Origin of the sequence: Streptomyces sp. NPDC048566, assembly GCF_043199735.1 — a bacterium.
Taxonomy (GTDB): Bacteria; Actinomycetota; Actinomycetes; order Streptomycetales; family Streptomycetaceae; genus Streptomyces.
Genome location: NZ_JBICWL010000007.1, coordinates 307,426 through 331,307 on the forward strand (window position 1 = coordinate 307,426; position 23,882 = coordinate 331,307).

Sequence of the window (23,882 nt, forward strand, 5' to 3'; positions counted from 1 at the left end):
GCCCCGGCGCGGGGGGGGGGGGCCCGGCCCCCCCCGGGGGGGGGGGGGGGGGGGGGGGGGGGGGGGGGGGCCCCCCCCCCCCCCCCCCACGTTCGGCGGTCCCGGCTCTCGATACGCCGGTGGGCCCTGCACTCGATCGAGTGCAGGGCCCACCCGCGTCCGCTTCGCCCCCCGCCGGTCCGGTGCGCCTCGGGGCGGCACCGGACCGGCGGGGCCGCGCCTACTGCGCGCGGGCGTCCCGGCCGGGGCCGACGCACAGCGCCCAGATGACGAAGGCGTCGATCGCGATCAGCACGATCGCCCACACCGGCTGGTACGGCAGCCACATGAAGTTGGCGATCATGGACAGGCCCGCCAGGGCCACGCCCACGACCCGGGCCCACATCATGCCCCGGAACAGCGAGATGCCCGCGACGACGACGAGGACGCCCAGGACGAGATGGATCCAGCCCCAGCTCGTCAGGTCGAAGCTGTAGGTGTAGTTGCGTGTGGTGACGAACAGGTCGTCCTGGGCGATGGCGGCGATGCCCTGGAAGACGGCCATCGCCCCGCCGAAGATCATCATGACCCCGGCGAAAGCGGTCCAGCCCGACACCCACATGCCCGAACTGCCACCGGCGTCGCGCCGGTGCATATCCGTCGTAGCCATGGCGAACTCCTCAGTGCGTGAGATCACGCCACCGGCCGGGTGAAGGCCGATGGCCCACGCTGCCAGCTTGCCACGGGAATGACGCACCGGCAGATCTCGGCCACCGCACCGATCCGGCCCCCGACCGAGGTGCGGACGGGGCACCCCGGTGCTGCAATGGAAGCGTCCGCCCGGACCGCCTCCGCCCGGATTCCCGGGCCCCGGCCCCTCCCGTGCGACGGCCGGTCGGAGGGCCGCCGGAATGATCCGGCACCGCCCCCGCCGCCCCGCGTGTGAAAGGAAATCGTCGTGCCAGGTCTTCTCCGCGGGGTCGCCCGCACCGCTGTGGTGGCCGGCACGGCCACCGCCGTCTCCAACCGCGTGTCCCGCCGTCAGGCGGGTCGCTGGGCCCAGCAGGAGGCGCCCTCCCAGGCGTACCAGCAGCCGGCGCCCGCCGCCGCGCCGCCCGCGGACGACATGACGAGCAAGATCGACCAGCTCAAGCAGCTCGGCGACCTGAAGGCCCAGGGCGTTCTGAGCGAGGCGGAGTTCGAGGAGCAGAAGCGCCGCATCCTGGGCTGATCCCCGGTCCGCCGTGCCGGGCGCCGCGCACGGTCAGCCCACCGGGTGCCCGTTCTCCAGCTCCGCGGCGCCCGCGCCCCGCCCGTCCAGCACGTCGAGCGCCGCGTGGACGCGTCGTGCCAGGGCGGCCGGCAGATACGCGTCCAGTTCGGCGCGCGGCACCAGGCGCCAGGACAGCAGTTCCTCCTCCTGGAGCCGGATCGCGGCGAGGTCGCCGGCGCCGAGGACCCCGCCGTCGTAGAGGTAGGCGACCAGCGGAGGCCGCCCCGGGCCCTGCACCCAGTCGACGGCCAGGAGCCGGCCGACTTCCACGTCGAGGCCGATCTCCTCCGCGGTCTCGCGGCGCGCGCCCTGGCGCGGGCTCTCCCCGTCGTCCGACTCCACCGTGCCGCCCGGAAGGCCCCAGCCGTCGCGGTAGTTCGGCTCCACGAGCAGCACCCTTCCCTCGGCGTCCCGCAGGAGGGCGGCCGCTCCGGCCAGGATGCGTGGCAGGCCGGCGATGTAGGCGGCGAAGTCCGAAGTCGTCATCCGGGAAGGGTAACGAGCGCGGCGACGGCAGGGGCGGCCGCACGGCCGTGACGGCCGGCGAGCCGGGCGGCGGTGCGGCGGGGCGGGCACCGGTCCCCGCCGTGTGCGGGCGTCGCGTCGTCGGCCTGGCGGGCGCCTGCCCCGCGGTGTGCAGGCATCGTGCCGCCGGTCTGGTGGGCATCGCGTTTCCGCCGGGCGCGGGCGCCGCGTCCCCGGCTTGGCGGGCGCCGACCCCGCGGTGTGCAGACATGGTGCCGCCGCCGGTCTCGTGGGCACCGCGTCCACGGCCGCGCAGGCACCGCATCACCCTCCTCACGGGACCCGAGCCCCCGGCGTCACGGACCGCGGGGTCCCCGCCGCTCCGGGGCTCCCGGCCCGGCGCGCACGCGCACGCGCCCCGGGTCCTGCTTGCCCCGTGTGCCCCAGGGCCTGCGGGCTTCATGTGCCTCGGGGGCCTGCGGGTCCCGTGCGCCTCGGGGGCCTGCGCGCGATCGCGTGCGCCCGTTCCTCCCGGACGCCGCGTCCCCGGTCAGGCACCCGGCCGGGCGCCCGATCCGGACACCGCCTCGGCGGCCGGGGCCGTGCCCGCCTCCGCCGCGACACGTGCCCGCGCCAGCGCGACCGTGCGGCGGGCCAGGTCGCTGATGGCGGCCCCGTCGAAACCGAACACCGCGCTGCGGACGGTGTCCTCCAGCGGCTCCTTCCACTGCGTCGGAATCGCGTCCGCCCCGGTCAGCACGCCCGCCACCGAGCCGGCCGTCGCGCCGTTGGAGTCGGTGTCCAGTCCGCCCCGGACGGTCAGCGTGACGGTGCGGGTGAAGTCGCCGTCCCCGTGGAGCAGCCCCGCCGTCAGCACCGCCGCGTTCGGGACGGTGTGGATCCAGCCGAGACCCGCCGTCTCCTCGGACAGCGTCGTCAGCGTGTCCGACCAGCTCATCCCGGTCTCGTGCAGGGCCAGCACCCGCCGCACCGCCCGGGACAGGCGGCTGCTCGCGGGAATCACGCCCAGTGCGGTGTCCAGCGCGTCCCGGATGCTCGGGGCGGTGAACGCGGCGGAGATCAGCGCCGCCGCCCACATGGCGCCGTACACCCCGTTCCCGGTGTGCGACAGCACCGCGTCCCGGCGGGCCAGGGACGCGGCGGCGCGCGGGGCGCCGGGACAGGTCCAGCCGTAGACGTCGGCGCGGATCAGGGCGCCGATCCACTCCTGGTAGGGGTTGTCGTACGTCGCCGTCAGCGGCGGCCGCAGGCCCTGGGCGAGGTTGCGGTAGGCGGCGCGCTCCGCCGTGAACGTCTGGAGGTAGGGCAGGCGCAGCAGCCACAGATCCCCGACCTGCTCGGTGCTGAAGCCGAATCCGTGGGTCTCCAGCAGGTGGAGGCCGAGGATCGCGTAGTCCACGTCGTCGTCGCGGACGCTGCCGTGGATCGCCCCGCGCACGCAGCCGGGCCAGTCCGGGCGCAGCGGGAACTCCTCGCTCGCGGCGCCGCCGGGCGGTGCGGGCAGGTAGTCGGTCAGCGGAAGGGCCGAGGTCCGCCGCAGATACCGGTCGATGCGGTCGCGGGTCCAGCGGTCGCCCCGCTCGACCGGCTTGCCGAGCATGTTGCCCGCGATCCGGCCCAGCCAGCCGCCGAGGACGCGGTCGGCGAGTTCGCTGCCCACAGGGGTCATGGTGGGGGTCTACCCGCTTCCGGGCACACCTGCCCCTCGGCACGCGGCCGGGGGCGGCACCCGCGCCCCGCCCCGGTGCGCGGCCTGCGCCGTCCGCGCGGCGGCGGGCGGCCCGGGGCCCTTCGGCCGACGGGCGGGCGGGGCCGCCATGGTGCGTCCCGCCCGCCGGTCGGGGCATGACGGCGGGGGCGTCCTCCGGTTATGGTCGCAGCGGCGCGACTGCCTTGACGTGTGCAAGGCCCGAAAGCAAGGGGAATGCAAGGTGGCAGACGCTGCAGTGAAGGGGACCCCCCGTGTGCTCATCGCCGCGGACAAGTTCAAGGGATCGCTGACGGCCGTGCAGGTCGCCGAGCGGGTCACGGCCGGACTGCGCCGGGCCGTGCCGGGGATCGAGGTCGAGTCGCTTCCCGTGGCCGACGGCGGCGACGGCACCGTCGACGCGGCGGTCGCCGCCGGCTTCGAGCGCCGCGAGGTGACCGTGGCCGGGCCGCTGGGCACCGAGGTGCGCGCCGCGTACGCGCTGCGCGGGGACACGGCGGTCGTCGAGATGGCCGAGGCGAGCGGCTTGCAGCGGCTGCCCGAGGGCGTCTTCGCGCCGCTGACCGCCTCGACGTACGGCTCCGGGGAGTTGCTGCGCGCCGCGCTCGACGCCGGCGCGCGGACCATCGTCTTCGGCGTCGGCGGCAGCGCGACCACGGACGGCGGCGCCGGCATGCTGTCCGCGCTCGGCGCGCGCTTCCTGGACGGGGACGGTGTGCCGGTGGCGCCCGGCGGCGCGGCGCTCGGCGCGGTGCGCAGCGCGGACCTGTCGGGCCTGGACGGGCGGCTCGCCGATGTCGACCTCGTCCTCGCCAGCGACGTGGACAACCCGCTGACCGGGCCCACGGGAGCCCCCGCGGTGTACGGCCCGCAGAAGGGCGCGAGCCCCGGCGACGTGGCCGCACTGGACGCGGCGCTCGCCCACTTCGCCGCGGTGCTGGAGACGGCGATCGGCCCGAAGGCCGCCGCGTACGCCGCTGCGCCCGGCGCGGGAGCCGCCGGCGGCATCGGCTACGGGGCCCTCGTCCTCGGCGCCCGCTTCCGTCCCGGCATCGACGTGATGCTCGACGTCCTCGGGTTCGCGGCGGCGCTGGAGCGGGCCACCCTGGTCATCACCGGGGAGGGGTCCCTCGACGAGCAGACCCTGCACGGCAAGGCCCCCGCGGGGGTCGCCTCGGCCGCCCGGGCCGACGGCAAGGAGGTCGTCGCGGTCTGCGGCCGCGTCACCCTCGCGCCGCAGGCCCTCGGCGCCGCCGGCATCCGGCGGGCCTACCCGCTCACCGAGGTCGAGCCGGACGTCGCGCGGTGCATCGCCGACGCCGGCCCGATCCTGGAGCGGGTGGCGGAGAACATCGGGCGCGACCTCCCGGCCTGAGCCCGCCGGGCGCGCCGGCCGCCCGGTTCCGGGCCTCCGCCCGTGCCCGGCCCAAGGCCCGCTCGCTGTGCCTGGAGTGCCGCCTCGCGTGGGTCCTCCGCGTGCCCGGCCGCCCGCTGCTCCGGGCCCGCTCGGCCCCCGGGCAACGGGCCCGGGGCCGGTTGGGGCGGGGCCGGGCGGCACCTGGCCCCGGCCCCCGGCCCCGGTGACCCGGCCTCGCCGTCGATCCCGCCGGGCGCCACCGCCCGGCCGCCACGGGGCGGGACCGGGGCAGCCCGCCGCGTCCGCCTCAGCCGTGCCCGCCGGCCAGCCGGTACGCGTCCAGCGCCAGGGTCATCTCGATCAGGTCCCGGGGCCGGGCCAGGGAGCGGCACGTCAGCTGTTCCAGCCGGCGCAGCCGGTTGAAGACGGTGTTGCGGTGGCAGTACAGGCGTCCCGCCGCCCGGCCCGCCGACCCCTCGCAGGCCAGCCACATGTCGAGGGTCTCGATCAGCACCGCCCGGTCGCCGGGCTCCAGCTCCAGCAGCGAGCCGAACACGTCCGACACCAGCCGCCCCGCCAGATCGGGCTCGCTCACCACCAGAGCCGTCGGCATCCGCTGGTCGAGGCGGACGACGCCGCGCGCGTCCGGCGGACAGGTGCGCAGCGCCAGCTCAGCCCAGCGACGGGCCCGCCCCAGCTCGCCCAGCCCCGACACCACCGGGCTGATCCCGCCCGGACCCGCGCGCCGCCCGTCCAGCAGCCGGGCCACCGCGTCCAGACCCTGACCGGCGTCCAGCGCCACCACACCGATCTCGCAGTCGGCCCGCATCCGCCAGATGAACCGCAGCCCCGCGCCGAGCATCGGCCGGCCGCACCCCTCCCGGCCGTCCCGTCCCTCCCGGCCGTCCCGTCCCTCTCTGCCGTCCCGGGCGTCGTGCCGCTCGGCGCGCAGCACGACGACCGCGTAGGCGCCGTGCTCGGGCAGGTCAAGTCCGGCGGCGGCCCGAGCCGCGAGGCCCGGCGCCTCCTGACCCTCCAGCAGCGCGTCGAGCAGGGCCTGCAACTGCTCGTCCGTGCGCCGCCGCAGCTCCCGCTCGGTGGCGAGATACGCCTGCGACGCGGTCGCCGCCTGCGCGTCGACCGCCGACCACACCATCGTGGCGCAGCGCACGAGCACGGCGAGGCGCTCCGGGTCCCGGCCGGCCGCGCTCTCCATCAGCGCGTCCCACACCAGGTAGCCCGCGCAGCGGTAGGCGTGCACGACGAGTTCCAGCGGCAGCCCCTGCCGGGCCCGCCGCCGCCCGACCTCCTCGGCGTGCTGCAGATCCCGGCGCGGCGAGTCCCGGGGCGCGGAGATCGCCGTGATGCCGATGCGCATCGCGGCCTCCGCCTCGCGCCACTGCTGGTCGTGCGGCAGTACCTGCCCGTAGACGGGCGAGTACGCGGCGAGCTGCCCGACGTGCTCGTCGACGAGTTCGGGCAGCCGTTCCAGCAGAGCCGTACACGACTCCGCGAGCAGCTTCCAGTCATGACCGGTCCGCGGTCTGCGCCCTCCCATGGCCGGAGGATGCCACCCCGGAGGGGGCTCGCACAGGCCCCTGACACGCGGTGTTGTGCGCGTGCACAACGGGTGGCCACCACCGCTGGGCCCCCGCCGCGTTTCGGCCGCGGGCCGTGGACGGGCCGCCGCGCCGGTGCTGAGGTGAGCGCCACACCGAGACGGGACAAGGGAGGTGCCATGGGCGGGTCCGCTCTGCTCGTGCGGGATCTGTCGGTCGGTTACGGCCCCGTGCGCGCGCTGCGCCACGTGTCGCTGGAGGTGCCGGAGGGAACCGTCGTGACGGTCCTCGGCGGCAACGGCGCCGGCAAGTCGACGCTGCTGCGGGCGGTGTGCCGGACGCTCTCCTTCCACGGGGGAGCCGTCACCGGCGGCACGGTCACGCTGGGCGGCCGGCCGCTGGACCGGCTGACCCCGGACCGGGTGGTGGCCGCCGGAGTGTCCCAGGTCCCCGAAGGGCGGCGGGTGTTCGCCCGGATGACGGTCGCGGACAACCTGCGCGCCGGGGGGCTCGGCGGCACCGGCGGCCGGGCGGAGCGGGCGCGGGCACTGCGGCGCGTCCACGACCTGTTCCCGGTGCTCGCCGACCGGGCCCGGCAGCGGGCCGGACTGCTGTCCGGAGGGGAACAGCAGATGCTCGCCGTCGGCCGGGCCCTCATGGGCGCGCCCCGGGTCCTGCTCCTGGACGAGCCCTCGCTCGGGCTCGCCCCGCTGATGGCCGAACGGATCGCCGACACCATCCGCGAGATCAACGAGCAGGGCACCTCCGTGCTGCTCGTCGAACAGAACGCGGCCCTCGCCCTGCGGCTCGCCGCCACCGCGTTCGTCCTGGAGGTGGGCGAGGTGACCCTGTCCGGTGCCGCGGACGACCTCGCCGCCTCCGACGAGGTGCGCCGCCGCTACCTCGGCGTCGTCGACGAGGACGCCGCCGCCGACGGGGCGGCCGGACGCGCGGGCCATCCGACCCTGTCCCCCTGGAAGGGGTGAGCGGCCGTGCAGGACGACCACGCGGCGGCACCACGGCACACCGCCCCGGGCGGCCCGGCCGGTGCGGACACCGGCCCGCCGCCCGGAGCGCCCGCCCGCGGGCCGGGCCCGGACCGGGGCGCCGCCGCGGACCCCGGGAGCGCCGCGGGGCCGGACATCCCGCCGCTGGAGGTCCGCGACGTCACGGTCCGCTTCGCGGGGCTGACCGCGCTCGACGGGGTGAGCCTGACCGTCCGGCCGGGCACCGTGCACGCGCTGATCGGACCCAACGGGGCGGGCAAGTCGACCTGCTTCAACGTGCTGTCCGGAGTCTGCCGGCCGGCGTCCGGCAGTGTCCGTCTCGGCGACCGCGAACTCACCGGGCTGCCACCGCACCGCATCGCCGGCCTCGGCGTGGCCCGCATCTTCCAGAACCTCGCGCTCCCGCCGCACGCCACCGTCGAGGACTGCCTGCTGCTCGGCCGGCACCGGCTCACCCGCGCCGGATTCCTCGCCGCCGGGCTGCGCCTGCCCTCGGCGGCCCGCGAGGACCGGCGCCACCGCGAACGCGTCCGCGAGATCGCCGCGTTCGTCGGCCTGGAGGACCGGCTCGACCAGCCCGCCGGCTCCCTGCCCTACGGGCAGCAGAAGCTCGCCGAACTGGCCCGCGCGCTGTGCATGGAGCCGCGGGTGCTGCTCCTCGACGAACCCGTCGCCGGCATGACCGCCGACGAGCGGCGCCGTACCGCCTCGGTCGTCGCGGGCGTCCGCGACAGCCTCGGCATCTCGATCGTCCTGGTGGAACACGACATGGGGGTGGTGATGCGGCTCGCTGACGCGGTGACCGTACTGGACTTCGGGCGCCGCATCGCCGGCGGCGCCCCCGCCGACGTACAGAACGACCCGGCGGTGGTGCGCGCCTACCTGGGCGAGCGGGCCGAACCAGAGGGGAACCGGTCATGAGCACCTTCGTGGAACTCCTGCTCAACGGGCTGTCCATGGGCTCCGTCTACGCCCTCATCGCCCTCGGCTTCGTCGTCATCTTCCGGGCCACCGAGGTCGTGAACTTCGCGCACGCCTCCCTGCTCCTGGCAGGCGGCTACGTCACCGCGACGCTCCACGACACCCTCGGCTTCTGGCCCGCCCTGCTGGCCGGCATCGCGGGCGCGGCCGTCGTCGGGGCCGCGGTGGAGTTCCTGGTGATGCGGCGCCACCGGGGCACCGACCAGAGCGTCCTCGCCATCGTCACCATCGGCGTGGACATCCTGCTCACCACCGAACTGACCCGGCGGATCGGCACGCACGTGCTGGCGATGGGCGACCCCTGGGGCAACGCGGTCCTGACCGTCGGGCCGGTCTCCCTCGCGCACACCCGGATCGCCGCGTTCGTCACGGCGGCCCTGCTCATCACCGCGTTCCTGCTCGCGTTCCGCCTCACCTCCTGGGGTGTGGCCATGCGGGCCGCAGCGGAGAGCCCGGAGACCGCCGCCCTGATGGGGGTGCGGCTCGGCCGGGTGTCGCTCGGCGCCTGGGCGGTCGCGGGCTCCCTCGCCGCCGTGGCCGCCCTGTTCCTGACCGTCTTCCCCACCCCGGGGCTGGAGCGCGCCACCTCGCTCGCCGCGCTCAAGGCGTTCCCCGCGGCCATCCTCGGCGGGCTCGACTCCACGACGGGTGCGCTGGTCGGCGGACTCCTCGTCGGCGTCACCGAGTCGCTCGCCACCGGCTACCAGAGCGACCTGACCTTCCTCGGGCGCGGCCTCGGCGACCTCGCGCCCTACCTCGTGATGGTCGCGATCCTGCTCATCCGGCCCGCCGGGCTGTTCGGCACGAAGGAGCTCGCCCGTGTCTGAGGTCCTCACCCGCGACGCGGCGGACCAAGCGCCGCGCACCGCGCGTCGGCCCCTTCTGCGGCGGCCCCCCGCACGGCCCCTGCTGTGGGCCGCGGGCGCCGCCCTGCTGCTCGCGCTGCCCTTCTACCTGGACCGCTTCTGGCTCCAGGCCGGACTGTTCGCGATGGCCGCGGCGATCGGCGCGATCGGCCTGAACCTGCTCACCGGGGCGACCGGCCAGCTCTCCATGGGCCACGCCTTCTTCCTCGCGGTCGGCGCCTACGGCTACTGCGTGTTCGCCGCCGACGGGGACGCCGGCCCGGCCGGTCTGGGCCTGCCGGCCTGGCTCGCCGCGGTGCTCGCCGTGGCGGTCTCCGGGATCGCCGGAGGGCTGTTCAGCCCGATCGCGGGCCGGCTGCGCGGCGCCTACCTGGGCATCGCCACCCTCGCCCTGATCTTCATCGGGCAGCACGTGCTGTTCAACGCCACCGACCTGACCGGCGGCTTCAACGGCCGCGACGTCCCGCCGCTCAGCCTGTTCGGCCTCACCTTCGACGAGCGCGAGGTCGTCGTCTGGGCCGTTCCGTTCGGGTCGGCGGAGAAACTCTGGTATGCGGGGCTCGTGCTGCTCGTCGGCTGCGCGCTGTTCGCCCGCGGGGTGCTGCGCGGGCGTCCGGGCCGGGCCATGAACGCGATCCGCGACCACCGGATCGCGGCCGGGGTGATCGGCGTGCCGGTCGCCCGCTACCGGGCGGCCGTGTTCGTCCTGTCCTCGATGTACGCGGGGGCGGCGGGCGTGCTGCTCGCCCTGGTCTTCCAGCGGACCGTGCCGGACTACTTCGGGATCACGCTGTCGCTGGAGTACCTCGCCATGATCGTCATCGGTGGTCTCGGCTCGGTACCGGGGGCGGTGGTGGGGGCCGTCTTCGTCTCCCTGCTGCCGCAGCTCCTCACCCGCTACAGCGACGCGCTCCCCCTGGTCTCCGACCCGGGGACCGGCGGGATCGCACCCGGTGAGGCGGCCCGCTACCTGTACGGCGCCGCCGTCGTGGCGGTGGTGCTCTTTGTGCCGGGCGGCCTGGTGAGGGTGGCCGCCCGGCTCCGCGTCCGGCCCCGTCCCGGGGCCGCAGCAGGGGAGGAACGATGAGAACGACGCACACGGCCAGGATGGCCGCCGGGGCGCTGGCCGCACTGCTGGTGCTGGCAGGCTGCAGTTCCAAGGCCGAGGACGGCGGTGGGGACAAGCAGGCCGCCGGCGGGGTGAGAACCGGCGACGGCATCAAGGGCAAGACGATCAACCTCGGTGTGCTCACCGACATGACCGGCGTGTACGCGACCCTCGGCAAGAGCGTCACGCAGGCCCAGCAGCTGTACGTCAAGCAGGTCAACGCCGACGGCGGGATCTGCGGCTACCGGCTGGCCCTGACCGTCCGGGACCACGGCTACGACCCGCAGAAGGCGGTCTCCGGCTACACCGAGCTGGCGCCGAAGGTGCTGGGGTTCGCCCAGTTCATCGGCTCGCCCTTCGTCGCCGCCGTCAAACAGCGCATCGACGGCTCGGACAAGGCGCTCGTCCTGCCGCAGGCATGGTCGGCCACCCTGCTGGGCAGCCCCTACATCCGGGTCATCGGCTCCACGTACGACATCGAGACGATCAACGCCATCGACTTCCTGATGAAGGAGAAGGGCCTGGCCGAGGGGGACCGGATCGGGCACGTGTACTTCGAGGGGGACTACGGCGAGAACGCCCTGACCGGGTCCCGCTACATGGCGAGGAAGGCCGGCCTGAAGGTCGTGGAGCAGAAGATCAAGCCGACCGACAACGACATGACCGGGCAGGTCGTCGCGCTGAAGAAGGCCGGGGTCAAGGCCATCGTGATCAGCGCGGGCCCGCGGCAGGCGGCCTCGCTGGTCGGGGTCGCGGCGGCGAGCAGGTTCGGCGTGCCGATCATCGGGAACAACTCCGCGTACGCCCCGCAGCTCCTCGCCACCCCGGCCGCGGCGGCGCTGGAGGCGAACTACTACGTGGCCTCGCCGTCCCTGCCGATCGGTGCCGACACCCCGCAGGCGAAGAAGCTGGTCGCCGACTACCGGGCCGCCTACCCCGACGACGGCCTCGACAACGGCGTGGTGGCGGGCTGGACGGGGGCCTCCGCGTTCGGCGAGGCCCTGAAGAAGGCGTGCGCCGCCAAGGACCTCACCCGGGAGGGTGTCGACAAGGCGCTGCTGACCATCGACGCCTTCGACCCCGGGTTCGGCATCACCCAGGACTTCGGCGACCCGAAGGCGGCCTCCTCGAAGGAGAGCGTCATCCTGCGGCCCGACAAGGACGCCGTGGGCGGCATGACGGTCGTCCGGGAGGCGCAGGCGTCCTCCGCGGCGCAGGGCTACACCCCCGGCGCCTCCTGAGCCGTACCGCTCACGCGCGAGGGCCCCGAACCGTCCGGTTCGGGGCCCTCGCGGCGTCGTCCGCGCGGTTACGGGAGCTGGGCGGCCCGCGCCTCGCGGCGGTTGTCGCGGAAGTTGTTCACCCGGCGGGCCGTGGCGAACAGCGGGATGACCGCACCCATGACCAGCTGGAGCGCGCAGCCGGTCTGCAGGAGCAGCTGCCCGCTCGGGGCGTCGAACGCCCACGCGGCCAGCAGGCCCATGGACAGGACGATCCAGGACAGCATCGCGACCGCGAGGCGACCCCGGGGCTTGGGGTACTCGACCCGGCTCACCATGAGCCAGGCGGTGCCGATGATCGCCATGAGCGTGGCGACGAAGGGCAGCTCCAGCAGCACGATGGACACGACGGTGAGGGCGCCGAACGGCGAGGGCATGCCCTGGAACGTGCCGTCCTTGACGGTCACGCACGAGAAGCGCGCCAGTCTCAGCACCACCGCCAGCAGGACCACGATGGCGCCGACCGCCGCGACCCGCTGGTGCGCGTCGTCCGCGACCATCCCGTAGACCAGCACGAAGTACGCCGGCGCGAGACCGAAGCTGATCAGGTCCGACAGGTTGTCCAGCTCCGCGCCCATGGGGGAGGAGCGCAGCTTGCGGGCGACGAGGCCGTCGAACAGGTCGAAGACCGCGGCGCAGAGCATCAGGATGACGGCCGTGGCGGCGCTGTGCCGCGCCATGCCGGTCTCCTGGCTGCCGGTGAGGTGCGGGATCAGGATGCCGGTGGTGGTGAAGTACACCGCCATGAAGCCGCACGTCGCGTTGCCGAGGGTGAGGGTGTCCGCTATCGACAGACGGAGCGAGAGGGGCATCTCCTCGTCGTCGTCGATGTCGTCGGCCTCCGGCACCCAGCCGGCCTGTGTCTCGGGATCAACCACGGTCAATGCGAGTCACCCCAGCCACGGTCTTCTGACCGACCTCCACATCGACCTCGACGCCCTCGGGCAGGTAGATGTCGACGCGCGAGCCGAAGCGGATCAGACCGATCCGCTCGCCCTGCTCGACCTTGGTGCCCTGAGGGATGTACGGGACGATGCGACGGGCCACCGCGCCGGCGATCTGGATCATCTCGATGTCACCGAGCTCGGTGTCGAAGTGCCAGACGACCCGTTCGTTGTTCTCGCTCTCCTTGTTGAACGCCGGAACGAACCCGCCGGGGATGTGCTCCACGGACGTCACCGTGCCGGCCAGCGGCGCGCGGTTGACGTGGACGTTGAGCGGGCTCATGAAGATCGCGACGCGGGTGCGTCCGTCCTTCCACGGCATGATGCTCTGCACCACACCGTCGGCCGGCGAGATGACCCGGCCCCGGGCGATCTCGCGCTCGGGGTCGCGGAAGAACCACAGCATCCCGGCCGCCAGAGCGGTCGCGGGTACGGCCACGGCCCGGGCCGCGCCGGAGCGGCGCGCACGGGCCAGGCTGAGTGCTGCGGTGGCGACGGTCGGGAGGAGCCACGGCGATGCTCCGCGCGCGAGGCGGACGCCGGTCCGGCTGTCGCGAGGTGCAGAGGTTTGGCTGTGGGGCATGGATGACCTTCGTAGCGGATGATGCCGCGCTCTTACGGGGGACGGCGGCTTTCTCGCGATCGTACCGGGCGCGCACCACAACTGGGCAAGCCAGGAAGCGGAGTCGACGGCCGAAGAGTGTTGACGGGGTGTGATCTTCTTCGCGGAGAAAACACCCCGAACCCGGACATCTAGCCCTGGAGTCGATACTCTTCGAGCAGTCGGCGACCGATGATCATTTTCTGGATTTCGGCGGTACCTTCACCGATCAGCAGCATCGGCGCCTCCCGGTAGAGGCGCTCGATCTCGTACTCCTTCGAGAAGCCGTAGCCGCCGTGGATCCGGAAGGCGTCCTCCACGACCTCCTTGCAGTACTCGGAGGCGAGGTACTTCGCCATCCCTGCTTCGAGGTCGTTTCGTTCCCCGGAGTCCTTTTTGCGAGCTGCGTTCACCATCATCGCATGGGCGGCCTCGACCTTGGTGGCCATCTCGGCCAGCTTGAACTGAATCGCCTGGTGCTGGGCGATCGCCTTGCCGAAAGTGTGACGTTGCTGGGCATAGGAGACGCCCAGCTCGAAGGCACGCTGGGCGACGCCGCAGCCACGGGCCGCGACATTCACGCGGCCCACCTCCACTCCGTCCATCATTTGGTAAAATCCTCGGCCCGTGGTGCCGCCGAGCACGCGATTCTCCGGAATGCGCAGCCCGTCCATGATGAGCTCGGTGGTGTCGACCCCCTTGTAGCCCATCTTGTCGATCTTGCCCGGGATGGTGAGGCCGGGGCGCACCTCGCCGAAGCCGGGCTCCTTCTCCACCAGGAAGGTGGTCATCGACTTGTGGGGCGCCGTGCCCTCGGGGTGTCCTTCGTCACTTCGGACCAGAACGGCCACCAGGGTCGACGATCCGCCGTTCGTCAGCCACATCTTCTGGCCGTTGAGGACGTAGGCGTCGCCGTCCTTCACCGCCTTCGACGAGATCGCCGACACGTCCGAGCCGAGCGCCGGCTCCGACATCGAGAACGCCCCGCGCACCTCGCCGAGCGCCATCCGCGGCAGGAAGTGGTCCTTCTGCTCCTGCGTGCCGTGCTGCTTGAGCATGTACGCCACGATGAAGTGCGTGTTGATGATGCCCGAGACGGACATCCAGCCGCGCGCGATCTCCTCGACGCACAGCGCGTACGTCAGCAGCGACTCGCCGAGACCGCCGTACTCCTCCGGGATCATCAGGCCGAACAGGCCGAGTTCCTTCAGGCCGTCGACGATGTCCTGCGGATACTCGTCGCGGTGCTCCAGCCCGGTCGCGACCGGGATGATCTCCTTGTCGACGAAGTCCCGGACGGTGGAGAGGATCTCCTGCTGGACGTCCGTGAGACCGGCGGTCTGGGCGAGTCGCGCCATGGCTACTTCTCCTGCTCCTTGAGCTGGGGGCGGCCGGGCTGCTCGCCGCCGCGCTCCTTGATGTACGTCTCGGTGGGGACCATCACCTTGCGGCGGAAGACACACACCAGCGTGCCGTCCTGCTTGTAGCCCTTGGTCTCGACGTGGACGATCCCGCGGTCGGTCTTGGACCGGGAGGGCGTCTTGTCGAGGACCGTCGTCTCGCCGTAGATCGTGTCGCCGTGGAAGGTCGGCGCCACGTGCCTCAGCGACTCGATCTCCAGGTTGGCGATCGCCTTGCCCGACACGTCCGGCACGGACATCCCGAGGAGCAGCGAGTAGATGTAGTTGCCGACGACGACGTTCCTGCCGAAGTCGGTCGTGTTCTCCGCGTAGTTGACGTCCATGTGCAGCGGATGGTGGTTCATGGTCAGCAGGCAGAACAGGTGGTCGTCGTACTCCGTGACCGTCTTTCCGGGCCAGTGCTTGTAGACCGCCCCGACCTCGAACTCCTCGTAGGTGCGTCCGAACTGCATGGTGGTCAGGCCTCCGGGGCTTCGAACGAGGTGGTGCGCTGCATGCCGGCGGCGCGGCCCTTGCCCGAGATGACGAGCGCCATCTTGCGGCTGGCCTCGTCGATCATCTCGTCGCCGAGCATCGCCGAGCCCTTCTTGCCGCCCGCCTCGGACGTGTAGTAGTCGTACGCGTCCAGGATCAGCTCGGCGTGGTCGTAGTCCTCCTGCGAGGGCGAGAAGATCTCGTTGGAGGCATCCACCTGACCCGGGTGCAGCACCCACTTGCCGTCGAAGCCGAGCGCCGCGGCACGCTGCGCGACCTCCCGGTAGCCCTCGACGTTGCGGATCTGGAGGTAGGGGCCGTCGATCGCCTGGAGGTTGTTGGCGCGGGCGGCCATCAGGATCTTCATGAGGATGTAGTGGTAGGCGTCCGCCGGGTAGCCGGGCGGCTGCTCGCCCACGACCAGCGACTTCATGTTGATGGACGCCATGAAGTCGGCCGGGCCGAAGATGATCGTCTCGATCCGCGGCGAGGCCTGCGCGATCGCGTTCACGTTGTTGAGGCCCTGGGCGTTCTCGATCTGCGCCTCGATGCCGATCTTGCCGACCTCGAAGCCCATCGTCTTCTCGATCTGCGTCAGCAGCAGGTCGAGCGCCACCACCTGCTGGGCGTCCTGGACCTTCGGCAGCATGATGCAGTCGAGGTTGGGCCCCGCGCCCTCGACGACCGTGACGACGTCGCGGTAGGTCCACTCGGTGGTCCAGTCGTTGACGCGCACGACCCGCGTCTTGCCGGTCCAGTCGCCCTCGTTGAGGAACTTGACGATGGTGTGCCGTGCGTCCGGCTTGGCCAGCGGCGCGCACGCGTCCTCCAGGTCGAGGAAGACCTGGTCCGCGGGGAGCCCCTGCGCCTTCTCCAGGAAGCGCGGGTTGCTGCCCGGTACCGCGAGGCAGGAGCGGCGCGGACGCAGACGGTTGACGGGCGGTGTCATGCGGGGACCTCCAGGGGGCCGAGCTGGTTCGCTGTGCGGATCTCGTCGACGATACGGCCGATGATCCCGGTGATGTCGAAGTCCTTCGGGGTGAAGACGGCGGCCACGCCCGCGGCGCGCAGCTGCTCGGCGTCGGCGTTCGGGATGATCCCGCCCGCGATCACCGGGATGTCGGCGGCGCCGGCCTTGCGGAGCTTCTCCAGCACGTCCGGCACCAGCTGGGCGTGCGAGCCGGACAGGATGGACAGGCCGACCGCGTGCACGTCCTCGTCCACGGCCGCGTCCACGATCTGCTCCGGGGTGAGCCGGATGCCCTGGTAGACCACCTCGAACCCGGCGTCGCGGGCCCGCACGGCGATCTGCTCGGCGCCGTTGGAGTGCCCGTCCAGGCCGGGCTTGCCGACCAGGAACCGGAGCTTGCCGACCCCGAGGTCCCGGGCCGTCCGCTCCACCTTGCGGCGCACCAGCGCCAGCCCGGTGCCCTCCTCGGCGCTCACCGCGACGGGCGCGGACGACACGCCGGTCGGGGCGCGGAACTCGCCGAACACCTCGCGCAGGGCCCCGGCCCACTCGCCGGTCGTGACACCGGCGCGGGCGCACTCCAGGGTGGCCTCCATGAGGTTGTCGGTGCCGCGGGCGGCCTCCTTGAGCCGCTCCAGCGCCTTGCACGGGCGCGGGTGGTTGAACGGCGGCTGGTAGCGGGTGTCGCGCCAGGTCTGGAGCGCGGAGGTGACCCGGGCCTCGACGGCCGGGTCGACCGTCTGGATCGCCGCGTCCAGGTCGGCCGTCAGCGGGTTCGGCTCGGTCGACTCGTGGATGTTGACGCCGACGATCTTCTCCTCGCCGGACTCGATCCGGCCCCGCCGCTCGGCGTGCGAGGAGACGAGCTGCGACTTCAGGTAGCCCGACTCGACGGCCGCCATCGCGCCGCCCATCTCCTCGATGCGGTCCATCTCCGCGAGCGACTCCTCGACGAGGGCGCTCACCTTGGCCTCGATCACGTGCGAGCCCTCGAAGATGTCCTCGTACTCCAGCAGGTCGCTCTCGTGCGCCAGGACCTGCTGGATGCGCAGCGACCACTGCTGGTCCCAGGGGCGGGGCAGCCCCAGCGCCTCGTTCCAGGCGGGCAGCTGCACGGCGCGGGCGCGGGCGTCCTTGGAGAGCGTCACGGCCAGCATCTCCAGCACGATCCGCTGGACGTTGTTCTCCGGCTGCGCCTCGGTCAGCCCGAGGGAGTTGACCTGGACGCCGTAGCGGAAGCGGCGCTGCTTGGGGTTGTCGATGCCGTACCGCTCGCGGGTGATCTTGTCCCAGATGCGGCCGAACGCCCGCATCTTGCACATCTCCTCGATGAAGCGGACGCCCGCGTTCACGAAGAAGGAGATCCGGGCCACCACGTCGCCCTTGCGGTCCTCGGCGATCTGTCCGGACGCGAAGACCGCGTCCAGGACGGCGATCGCGGTGGACATCGCGTACGCGATCTCCTGGACCGGCGTGGCGCCCGCCTCCTGCAGGTGGTAGCTGCAGATGTTGATCGGGTTCCACTTGGGGATGTGGTTCACCGTGTACGTGATCATGTCCGTCGTGAGACGGAGGGAGGGCACCGGCGGGAACACGTGCGTGCCCCGCGACAGGTACTCCTTCACGATGTCGTTCTGGGTGGTGCCCTGGAGCCGGGTGATGTCGGCACCCTGCTCCTCGGCGACCACCTGGTAGAGCGCCAGCAGCCACATGGCGGTGGCGTTGATGGTCATCGAGGTGTTCATCTGCTCCAGGGGGATGTCCTGGAACAGCCGGCGCATGTCACCGACGTGCGAGACCGGGACCCCGACCCGGCCCACCTCGCCGCGGGCGAGGACGTGGTCGGGGTCGTAGCCGGTCTGGGTGGGCAGGTCGAAGGCCACGGACAGACCGGTCTGTCCCTTGGCGAGGTTGCGGCGGTACAGCTCGTTGGACGCCTCGGCGGTGGAGTGGCCGGCGTACGTGCGCATGAGCCACGGCCGGTCCTTCTGCGCCCTGCCCGGGGCTGGCTGACGCTCGGTCATGGCGGACCTCAGACGTTCCGGAAGCGGTTGATGGCGTCGATGTGCCGGGCGCGCTTGTCCTCGTCGCGCACGCCCAGGCCCTCCCGGGGGGCCAGCGCGAGCACGCCGACCTTGCCCTGGTGGAGGTTGCGGTGCACGTCGTAGGCGGCCTGCCCGGTGTCCTCCAGGGAGTAGACCTTGGAGAGCGTGGGGTGGATCTTGCCCTTGGCGATGAGCCGGTTGGCCTCCCACGCCTCGCGGTAGTTCGCGAAGTGCGAGCCGATGATCCGCTTCAGCGACATCCACAGGTAGCGGTTGTCGTACTCGTGCATGTAGCCCGAGGTCGAGGCGCAGGTGGTGATGGTGCCGCCCTTGCGGGTGACGTAGACGCTCGCGCCGAAGGTCTCGCGGCCCGGGTGCTCGAAGACGATGTCGATGTCCTCGCCGCCGGTGAACTCGCGGATGCGCTTGCCGAAGCGCTTCCACTCCTTGGGGTCCTGGGTGGACTCGTCCTTCCAGAACTTGTAGCCCTCGGCGTTGCGGTCGATGATCGCCTCGGCGCCCATCGAGCGGCAGATGTCCGCCTTCTGCTCGCTGGAGACGACGCAGATCGGGTTGGCGCCGCCGGCCAGCGCGAACTGCGTGGCGTAGGAGCCGAGTCCGCCGCTGGCGCCCCAGATGAGGACGTTGTCGCCCTGCTTCATGCCGGCGCCGTTGCGGGAGACCAGCTGGCGGTAGGCGGTGGAGTTGACCAGGCCGGGAGCGGCGGCCTCCTCCCAGCTCAGGTGGTCGGGCTTCGGCATCAGCTGGTTGGACTTGACGAGCGCGATCTCGGCGAGGCCGCCGAAGTTGGTCTCGAAGCCCCAGATGCGCTGCTCGGGGTCGAGCATCGTGTCGTTGTGGCCGTCCGAGGACTCCAGCTCGACGGAGAGGCAGTGCGCGACGACCTCGTCGCCGGGCTTCCAGGAGTTCACGCCGGGACCGGTGCGCAGCACGACGCCGGCGAGGTCCGAGCCGATGACGTGGTACGGCAGGTCGTGGCGCTTGGTGAGCTCGCTGAGGCGTCCGTAGCGCTCCAGGAAGCTGAAGGTCGAGACCGGCTCGAAGATCGAGGTCCAGACCGAGTTGTAGTTGACGGAGGAGGCCATGACGGCCACCAGGGCCTCGCCCGGGCCGAGCTCGGGGACCGGCACCTCGTCGAGGTGGATCGACTTGCGGGGGTCCTTGTCGCGGGTGCTGAGCCCGGCGAACATCTCCGCCTCGTCCTTGTGCACGGTGATCGCGCGGTAGGACTCGGGGAGCGGAAGAGCGGCGAAGTCGTCGGACGTGGCCGTCTGCGACTGGATCGCGTCCAGGATTTCCTTCACGTGGTGCCTCCGGCGATGCGCGTTCCGGGAGGAACGCTGAGGGGGTACGTCGGGTGCTGCTGCTGAGGGTGAGGTGTGCCGTCGGTTCGGCGGAGGTGGTGCTGGCGGCGCTGGGTGTGCGCGAGGGTGCCTGTGACGCAGGCGTCCGGGCGCGCAGGCCCGGGGGGTCTGCGGGGACAGCCGGCGCACGAAGGATCTCTGCGCGCCGGCCGCCCGGACTCCTTCAACGTATGGCACGCCGTGTCACCTGACAAGGCACGCAGTGCCAAAAGTTGCGCTCAGATGAAATCTTTACGTAACACGTGAGCGATGATCGATCAGATCAGGGCATAAAAACACCGGACGCGCTCAAAAAGAGCCCGTCCGGTGCCGAATCAACCCGTCCGGCCATGCCGGACGGGCGGAATCGCGGGCGGTGTGCGCGGCCAGGTGCCGGCTACGGCCGCTCCTTGAGCGCCTGCTCGATGGTGCGCATCACCTGGTCCAGCGGCGCGTCCACGCGGGCCACCGTCACCAGCACGTCCCCCTCGGTGAAGGAGGAGGCTCCGGCCGCCGCCCGCGGCGCGCTCTCCCGCCCCGCGCCGATCCCCGTGCCGAAGGTCCTGCGGACGATGGCGAAGGCGTGGTCCAGCTGGGTCTCCACGTCGCCCTGCCCGCCCGCCCGCAGCCAACGCCGCAGCACGTGGTTGTGCGCCGTGACCACGGCCGACGCGGCGACCTCCGCCAGCAGCGGATCGTCGTTGGCGTCGTCGTCGTGCGCGTGCTCGTCGAAATGGCCCAGGAGATAGCGGGTGAAGAGGCGCTCGTAGCGGGCCACGGAGGCGATCTCGGCCTCGCGCAGCGTCGGGACCTCGCGGGTCAGCTTGTAGCGCGACACGGAGATCTCCGGCCGCGCCGCGTACATCCGCATGACCTCCTTGATGCCGCGGCACACCGTGTCGAGCGGATGCTCGTGCGCCGGCGCCGCGTTGAGCACCGCCTCGGCCCGGATCAGGGTGTCGTCGTGATCGGGGAAGATGGCCTCTTCCTTGGACCGGAAGTGCCGGAAGAAGGTGCGCCGGGCCACCCCGGCGCGGGCCGCGATCTCGTCGACGGTGGTCGCCTCGTACCCCTTGGTGGCGAACAGCTCCATGGCCGCCGCCGCCAGTTCCCGGCGCATCTTGAGCCGTTGGGCCGCCGCGCGGCTGCCCGCGGCGCTCTCCGGGGGAGCGTCGGACGGGACGGGGGTACGGGGGGACCTGGCGGGCTGGGACATGACCCGAACGTACTGCATCCGTGCGGGGGACCGCGCATGTCCGCCCGTCCCCCCGCCCGTCCCGGGCGGGGGGACGGCGGCCCCGTCGAGCAGCCCGCCCCAGTCGGCGTCCGCCGCGGTCGCCTCGTCCGGACGCTCAGCGGCGGGCATATTCGCGGAAACCGCGGCCCGTCTTGCGGCCGAGGCAGCCCGCGGCCACCAGGTGCTCCAGGAGCGGCGCCGGAGCGAGCCCGGGGTCGCGGAACTCGCGGTGCAGGACCTTCTCGATGGCCAGCGAGACATCGAGCCCGACCACGTCGAGCAGCTCGAAGGGCCCCATCGGGTAGCCGCCGCCCAGCTTCATCGCCGCGTCGATGTCGTCGAGCGAGGCGTAGTGCTCCTGCACCATCTTCACCGCGTTGTTGAGGTACGGGAACAGCAGCGCGTTCACGATGAAACCGGCCCGGTCGCCGCAGTCCACCGGGTGCTTGCGGACCGTCGCGCAGACCTCCCGCACGGTGGCGTGCACGTCGTCGGCGGTCAGCACCGTCCGGACGACCTCGACGAGCTTCATCGCCGGGGCCGGGTTGAAGAAGTGCATGCCGATCACGTCCTCGGGGCGCGAGGTGGCGCGCGCGCAGGCCACCACGGGCAGCGAGGAGGTGGTGGTCGCGAGGATCGCGCCCGGCTTGCAGACCTTGTCGAACACGCCGAACAGCTGCCGCTTCACGTCGAGGTCCTCGGCGACCGCCTCCAGCGCCAGGTCGACGTCGGCGAAGTCGTCGTAGCTGCCGGTCGGGGTGATCCGCTCCAGGGCCTGCTCCGCCGCCTCGGCCGTCAGCCTGCCCTTGTCGACCGAGCGCGCCAGGGACTTGCCGATCCGCGCCTTCGCCACCCCGGCCTTCTCCTCGCTGCGGGCCGCCAGCACGACCGTGTAGCCGGCCTTGGCGAACACCTCCGCGATGCCGGAGGCCATCGTCCCCGACCCGGCGACGCCGACCGAGCGGACGGTGCGTCCGGCGCCCCGGGCGGCGTCCGCGGCCGGCGTCAGCGCGTCCGGCACGACGGTGGCGGAGCCGGGGGCGTCGTAGGAGTAGAAGCCGCGGCCGGCCTTGCGGCCGGTCAGGCCCGCGTCGCTGAGCTGGCGCAGGATGGGCGCCGGGGCGTGCAGGCGGTCGCGGGACTCGGCGTACATGGCCTCCAGGACCGTGCGCGCGGTGTCCACGCCGATCAGGTCGAGCAGGGCGAGCGGGCCCATCGGCAGTCCGCAGCCGAGCTTCATGGCCGCGTCGATGTCCTCGCGGGAGGCGTACTTCGCCTCGTACATCGCCGCCGCCTGGTTCAGGTAGCCGAACAGCAGTCCGTCGGCGACGAACCCCGGACGGTCCCCGACGGCCACCGGCTCCTTGCCGAGTTCGATCGCCAGGTCCGTGACGGCGGCGACCGCGGCCGGCGCCGTCAGCACCGAGGACACCACCTCGACCAGCTTCATGGCGGGCGCCGGATTGAAGAAGTGCAGGCCCAGAACGCGTTCGGGACGCGCGGAGTCGGCGGCGAGCCGCGTCACCGACAGGGCGTTGGTGCCCGTGGCGAGGATGGTCTCGGGCCGCACGATGCCGTCCAGGGCGCGGAAGACCTGCTGCTTGATCTCGTACGACTCCGGTGTCACCTCGATGACGAGGTCGGCGCCGGCGGCGTCGGCGAGGTCGGTGGAGGTGCGGAAGCGCCCGAGGGCCTCCGCCCGCTCGCTCTCGCCGAGCCGCCCGCGCGCCACCGCGCGCTCGGTGGACGCCGCGAGGGCGGCGGCGGCCCGGCCGGCCGCGGCCTCGCTGACGTCGATGCCGATGACGTCGCGGCCGGCCCGGGCCAGGACCTCGGCGATGCCGGTGCCCATGGTGCCGAGGCCGACGACGGCGACGGTCCTCAGCGGGGACAGGGGGGTGTCGGACAGGGGAGTGGCCATCGCGGGACTCCTGGAAGAGGGTGACGACTGAGGGAGCGCACCCGGGTACGCCGAAGGGCGCACACGGGTGCGGAGGATGCGGGTGTCCGCCGGGAACGACGAGCGCACACGCCCGGCTGTGAACGGGGGGCGCCGCGAAGAGGGCGCCCTTATGGCGGTGGAGCCGACCGGCCCTGTCCCGGAGCCGTGCCGTACTGCGATACCTGAGGTACCGAACCGACTGCTCTCGCGGAGGCTGCGTCACCAGGCCGCCGCGAGGTCCAACACGAGTGGGTGACTCGCTCGTCTGAGCTTAACTCGCCGGTAACGAGCGCGCCAGCCCCCGCTCTTGTGATGTGGGTCCCGTGCCGCGGCGGAGTGCCGCACCTCCGGATCGGGGGAGCGCCGGACCGCCCGCGGGCCCGCACCGCCCCTCGGCCGCGGCCTTGCGCCGATCATCGCCGTGCGCCGGACGGGGCGCACCGGGCACCCCTAAGCTCGGCCCATGGACGAAGCGTTGCGATCCCTCACGGAACGTGTCCGGGCCGAGGCGGGGGACTGCCCCGCCTTCGAACGCCTCGCCGCGACCGACGACCCCGACACCCTGGCCGCGGCCCTGACCGAGCAGGGGCAGCCCCTGTGGGCGCGGGAGTTGGTCGCCTTCCGGCTCGCGACCGCCGGCGACCGCCGGGCCTTCGAGGCGCTCGTCCTGCTGCTCAACCACCGCGACCCCGCGCGCTGCGCGTCCGCCGCGCACGCGCTGGCCCGGCTCGGCGATCCGCGCACGGCCCGCGCCGCGGCGGCCCTGGCCACCAACGAACTGCGCGTCGCCTACGCGCTCCAGCCGGTCCGGCTGCTGGTCGAACTGCGCGCTCCCGAGGCCGTTCCGGCGCTCATCACCGTCCTGCACCGGCGGCTGCGCCCGCACGACCCCTACCGCAGGGTCGCCCTCGCCTGCGCGGAGGGGCTCGGCACCCTGGGCGACGGGCGGGCCCGCCCGGTCCTGAACGAGGCGCTGGCCCATCCGGCGCTCGCGGAGACCGCGGTGCGCGCGCTGGCCCGGCTGCCCGCGGCGGGCGGCCGGCGAACGGCCCCACCCGGCACCGCGGACCGCTGACGCAGCACCCCGCCGGGCCGCCCGGGCGGCCCTGTCGTCTTTTTCGTGGCCCTGCAAGAGGGCCGCTGGCCTCCGGGCCCGGCATGACTGTCGCCCCCTGTCGACACGATGCAATGCCGTTGCTTTTGAGGCTGTCGGCCGGTTGAGCCGGTGTGCTGATATCCCGTCTGGAGCGGCTGGGGCTGGGAGTCCTGACCCGGTCGTG

General features: G+C 72.9%; 21 protein-coding genes. 8 read left to right on the top strand and 13 right to left on the bottom strand.

From position 1 onward, the window contains the following. Positions 1-220 precede the first annotated feature (220 nt). Positions 221-649 carry a hypothetical protein gene (locus ACGFS9_RS15205; RefSeq protein WP_393253427.1) on the bottom strand — a complete coding sequence of 143 codons (429 nt, stop codon included), beginning with the start codon at positions 647-649 and terminating at the stop codon, positions 221-223. Between the two features lie 288 nt (positions 650-937). On the opposite strand from ACGFS9_RS15205, the gene ACGFS9_RS15210 reads away from it, so the two are divergent. Next, complete coding sequence (locus ACGFS9_RS15210) at positions 938-1,210, top strand: SHOCT domain-containing protein (RefSeq protein WP_393253428.1); 273 nt, start codon at positions 938-940, stop codon at positions 1,208-1,210. A 33-nt stretch (positions 1,211-1,243) separates the two neighbouring features. Here the strand turns inward: ACGFS9_RS15210 and ACGFS9_RS15215 are convergent, their stop codons facing one another. Together ACGFS9_RS15215 and ACGFS9_RS15220 are read right to left on the bottom strand one after the other, a co-directional pair. After that, positions 1,244-1,738 (bottom strand): NUDIX domain-containing protein, encoded by a 495-nt coding sequence (locus ACGFS9_RS15215; RefSeq protein WP_393253429.1) that lies wholly within the window; start codon positions 1,736-1,738, stop codon positions 1,244-1,246. Positions 1,739-2,267: 529 nt separating this feature from the next. Beyond that, positions 2,268-3,407, bottom strand: coding sequence for an ADP-ribosylglycohydrolase family protein (locus tag ACGFS9_RS15220; RefSeq protein WP_393253431.1), 1,140 nt, complete (start codon positions 3,405-3,407; stop codon positions 2,268-2,270). Positions 3,408-3,669: 262 nt separating this feature from the next. On the opposite strand from ACGFS9_RS15220, the gene ACGFS9_RS15225 reads away from it, so the two are divergent. After that, the gene (locus tag ACGFS9_RS15225) at positions 3,670-4,821 is read left to right on the top strand and encodes a glycerate kinase (RefSeq protein WP_393253432.1); all 1,152 of its coding nucleotides are present in this window, start codon (positions 3,670-3,672) and stop codon (positions 4,819-4,821) included. Positions 4,822-5,110: 289 nt separating this feature from the next. Here ACGFS9_RS15225 and ACGFS9_RS15230 read toward each other — a convergent pair whose 3' ends face one another. Then, positions 5,111-6,361, bottom strand: coding sequence for a PucR family transcriptional regulator (locus ACGFS9_RS15230; RefSeq protein WP_393253434.1), 1,251 nt, complete (start codon positions 6,359-6,361; stop codon positions 5,111-5,113). Between the two features lie 180 nt (positions 6,362-6,541). Between ACGFS9_RS15230 and ACGFS9_RS15235 the strand changes: the two genes are divergently transcribed. The 5 genes from ACGFS9_RS15235 (at position 6,542) to ACGFS9_RS15255 (ending at position 11,565) form a co-directional block, all read left to right on the top strand. Further along, positions 6,542-7,348 carry an ABC transporter ATP-binding protein gene (locus tag ACGFS9_RS15235; protein ID WP_393253435.1) on the top strand — a complete coding sequence of 269 codons (807 nt, stop codon included), beginning with the start codon at positions 6,542-6,544 and terminating at the stop codon, positions 7,346-7,348. Positions 7,349-7,504: 156 nt separating this feature from the next. After that, on the top strand, positions 7,505-8,290 hold the full coding sequence (locus ACGFS9_RS15240; protein ID WP_393253493.1) for an ABC transporter ATP-binding protein: 786 nt from the start codon (positions 7,505-7,507) through the stop codon (positions 8,288-8,290). Continuing rightward, positions 8,287-9,177: a branched-chain amino acid ABC transporter permease gene (locus ACGFS9_RS15245; protein ID WP_393253436.1), complete on the top strand. Its 891-nt coding sequence runs from the start codon at positions 8,287-8,289 to the stop codon at positions 9,175-9,177. The genes ACGFS9_RS15240 and ACGFS9_RS15245 overlap by 4 nt, the downstream gene beginning before the upstream one ends. After that, entirely contained in the window at positions 9,170-10,303 is a 1,134-nt protein-coding gene (locus ACGFS9_RS15250; RefSeq protein ID WP_393253438.1) for a branched-chain amino acid ABC transporter permease, read from the top strand. Before ACGFS9_RS15245 ends, ACGFS9_RS15250 begins: the two co-directional genes overlap by 8 nt. Further along, a complete protein-coding gene (locus ACGFS9_RS15255) occupies positions 10,300-11,565 on the top strand; it encodes an ABC transporter substrate-binding protein (RefSeq protein ID WP_393253440.1) in 1,266 nt (421 codons plus the stop codon). Before ACGFS9_RS15250 ends, ACGFS9_RS15255 begins: the two co-directional genes overlap by 4 nt. A 68-nt stretch (positions 11,566-11,633) precedes the next feature. On the opposite strand, the gene pssA is transcribed toward ACGFS9_RS15255, so the two are convergent. The 9 genes from pssA to ACGFS9_RS15300 all read right to left on the bottom strand — a co-directional run bounded on the left by pssA (position 11,634) and on the right by ACGFS9_RS15300 (position 22,581). Further along, a complete protein-coding gene (pssA, locus tag ACGFS9_RS15260) occupies positions 11,634-12,452 on the bottom strand; it encodes a CDP-diacylglycerol--serine O-phosphatidyltransferase (RefSeq protein WP_081220192.1) in 819 nt (272 codons plus the stop codon). Between the two features lie 22 nt (positions 12,453-12,474). After that, positions 12,475-13,131: a phosphatidylserine decarboxylase gene (locus tag ACGFS9_RS15265; RefSeq protein WP_393253442.1), complete on the bottom strand. Its 657-nt coding sequence runs from the start codon at positions 13,129-13,131 to the stop codon at positions 12,475-12,477. A gap of 170 nt (positions 13,132-13,301) precedes the next feature. Then, the gene (locus ACGFS9_RS15270) at positions 13,302-14,507 is read right to left on the bottom strand and encodes an acyl-CoA dehydrogenase family protein (RefSeq protein WP_393253444.1); all 1,206 of its coding nucleotides are present in this window, start codon (positions 14,505-14,507) and stop codon (positions 13,302-13,304) included. 2 nt (positions 14,508-14,509) lie between these two features. Next, on the bottom strand, positions 14,510-15,022 hold the full coding sequence (locus ACGFS9_RS15275; protein WP_393253446.1) for a MaoC family dehydratase: 513 nt from the start codon (positions 15,020-15,022) through the stop codon (positions 14,510-14,512). A 5-nt stretch (positions 15,023-15,027) separates the two neighbouring features. Beyond that, on the bottom strand, positions 15,028-15,993 hold the full coding sequence (locus tag ACGFS9_RS15280; protein WP_393253448.1) for an HpcH/HpaI aldolase/citrate lyase family protein: 966 nt from the start codon (positions 15,991-15,993) through the stop codon (positions 15,028-15,030). Continuing rightward, positions 15,990-18,038 (bottom strand): protein meaA, encoded by a 2,049-nt coding sequence (locus tag ACGFS9_RS15285; protein ID WP_393253449.1) that lies wholly within the window; start codon positions 18,036-18,038, stop codon positions 15,990-15,992. The genes ACGFS9_RS15280 and ACGFS9_RS15285 overlap by 4 nt, the downstream gene beginning before the upstream one ends. A gap of 8 nt (positions 18,039-18,046) precedes the next feature. Beyond that, entirely contained in the window at positions 18,047-19,384 is a 1,338-nt protein-coding gene (ccrA, locus tag ACGFS9_RS15290) for a crotonyl-CoA carboxylase/reductase (RefSeq protein ID WP_393253451.1), read from the bottom strand. A gap of 436 nt (positions 19,385-19,820) precedes the next feature. Continuing rightward, positions 19,821-20,639 carry a TetR family transcriptional regulator gene (locus ACGFS9_RS15295; protein WP_393253452.1) on the bottom strand — a complete coding sequence of 273 codons (819 nt, stop codon included), beginning with the start codon at positions 20,637-20,639 and terminating at the stop codon, positions 19,821-19,823. 136 nt (positions 20,640-20,775) lie between these two features. After that, positions 20,776-22,581 (bottom strand): 3-hydroxyacyl-CoA dehydrogenase family protein, encoded by a 1,806-nt coding sequence (locus ACGFS9_RS15300; RefSeq protein WP_393253454.1) that lies wholly within the window; start codon positions 22,579-22,581, stop codon positions 20,776-20,778. A gap of 484 nt (positions 22,582-23,065) precedes the next feature. Between ACGFS9_RS15300 and ACGFS9_RS15305 the strand changes: the two genes are divergently transcribed. Beyond that, entirely contained in the window at positions 23,066-23,677 is a 612-nt protein-coding gene (locus tag ACGFS9_RS15305) for an adenylosuccinate lyase (protein WP_393253455.1), read from the top strand. Positions 23,678-23,882: the final 205 nt, after the last annotated feature.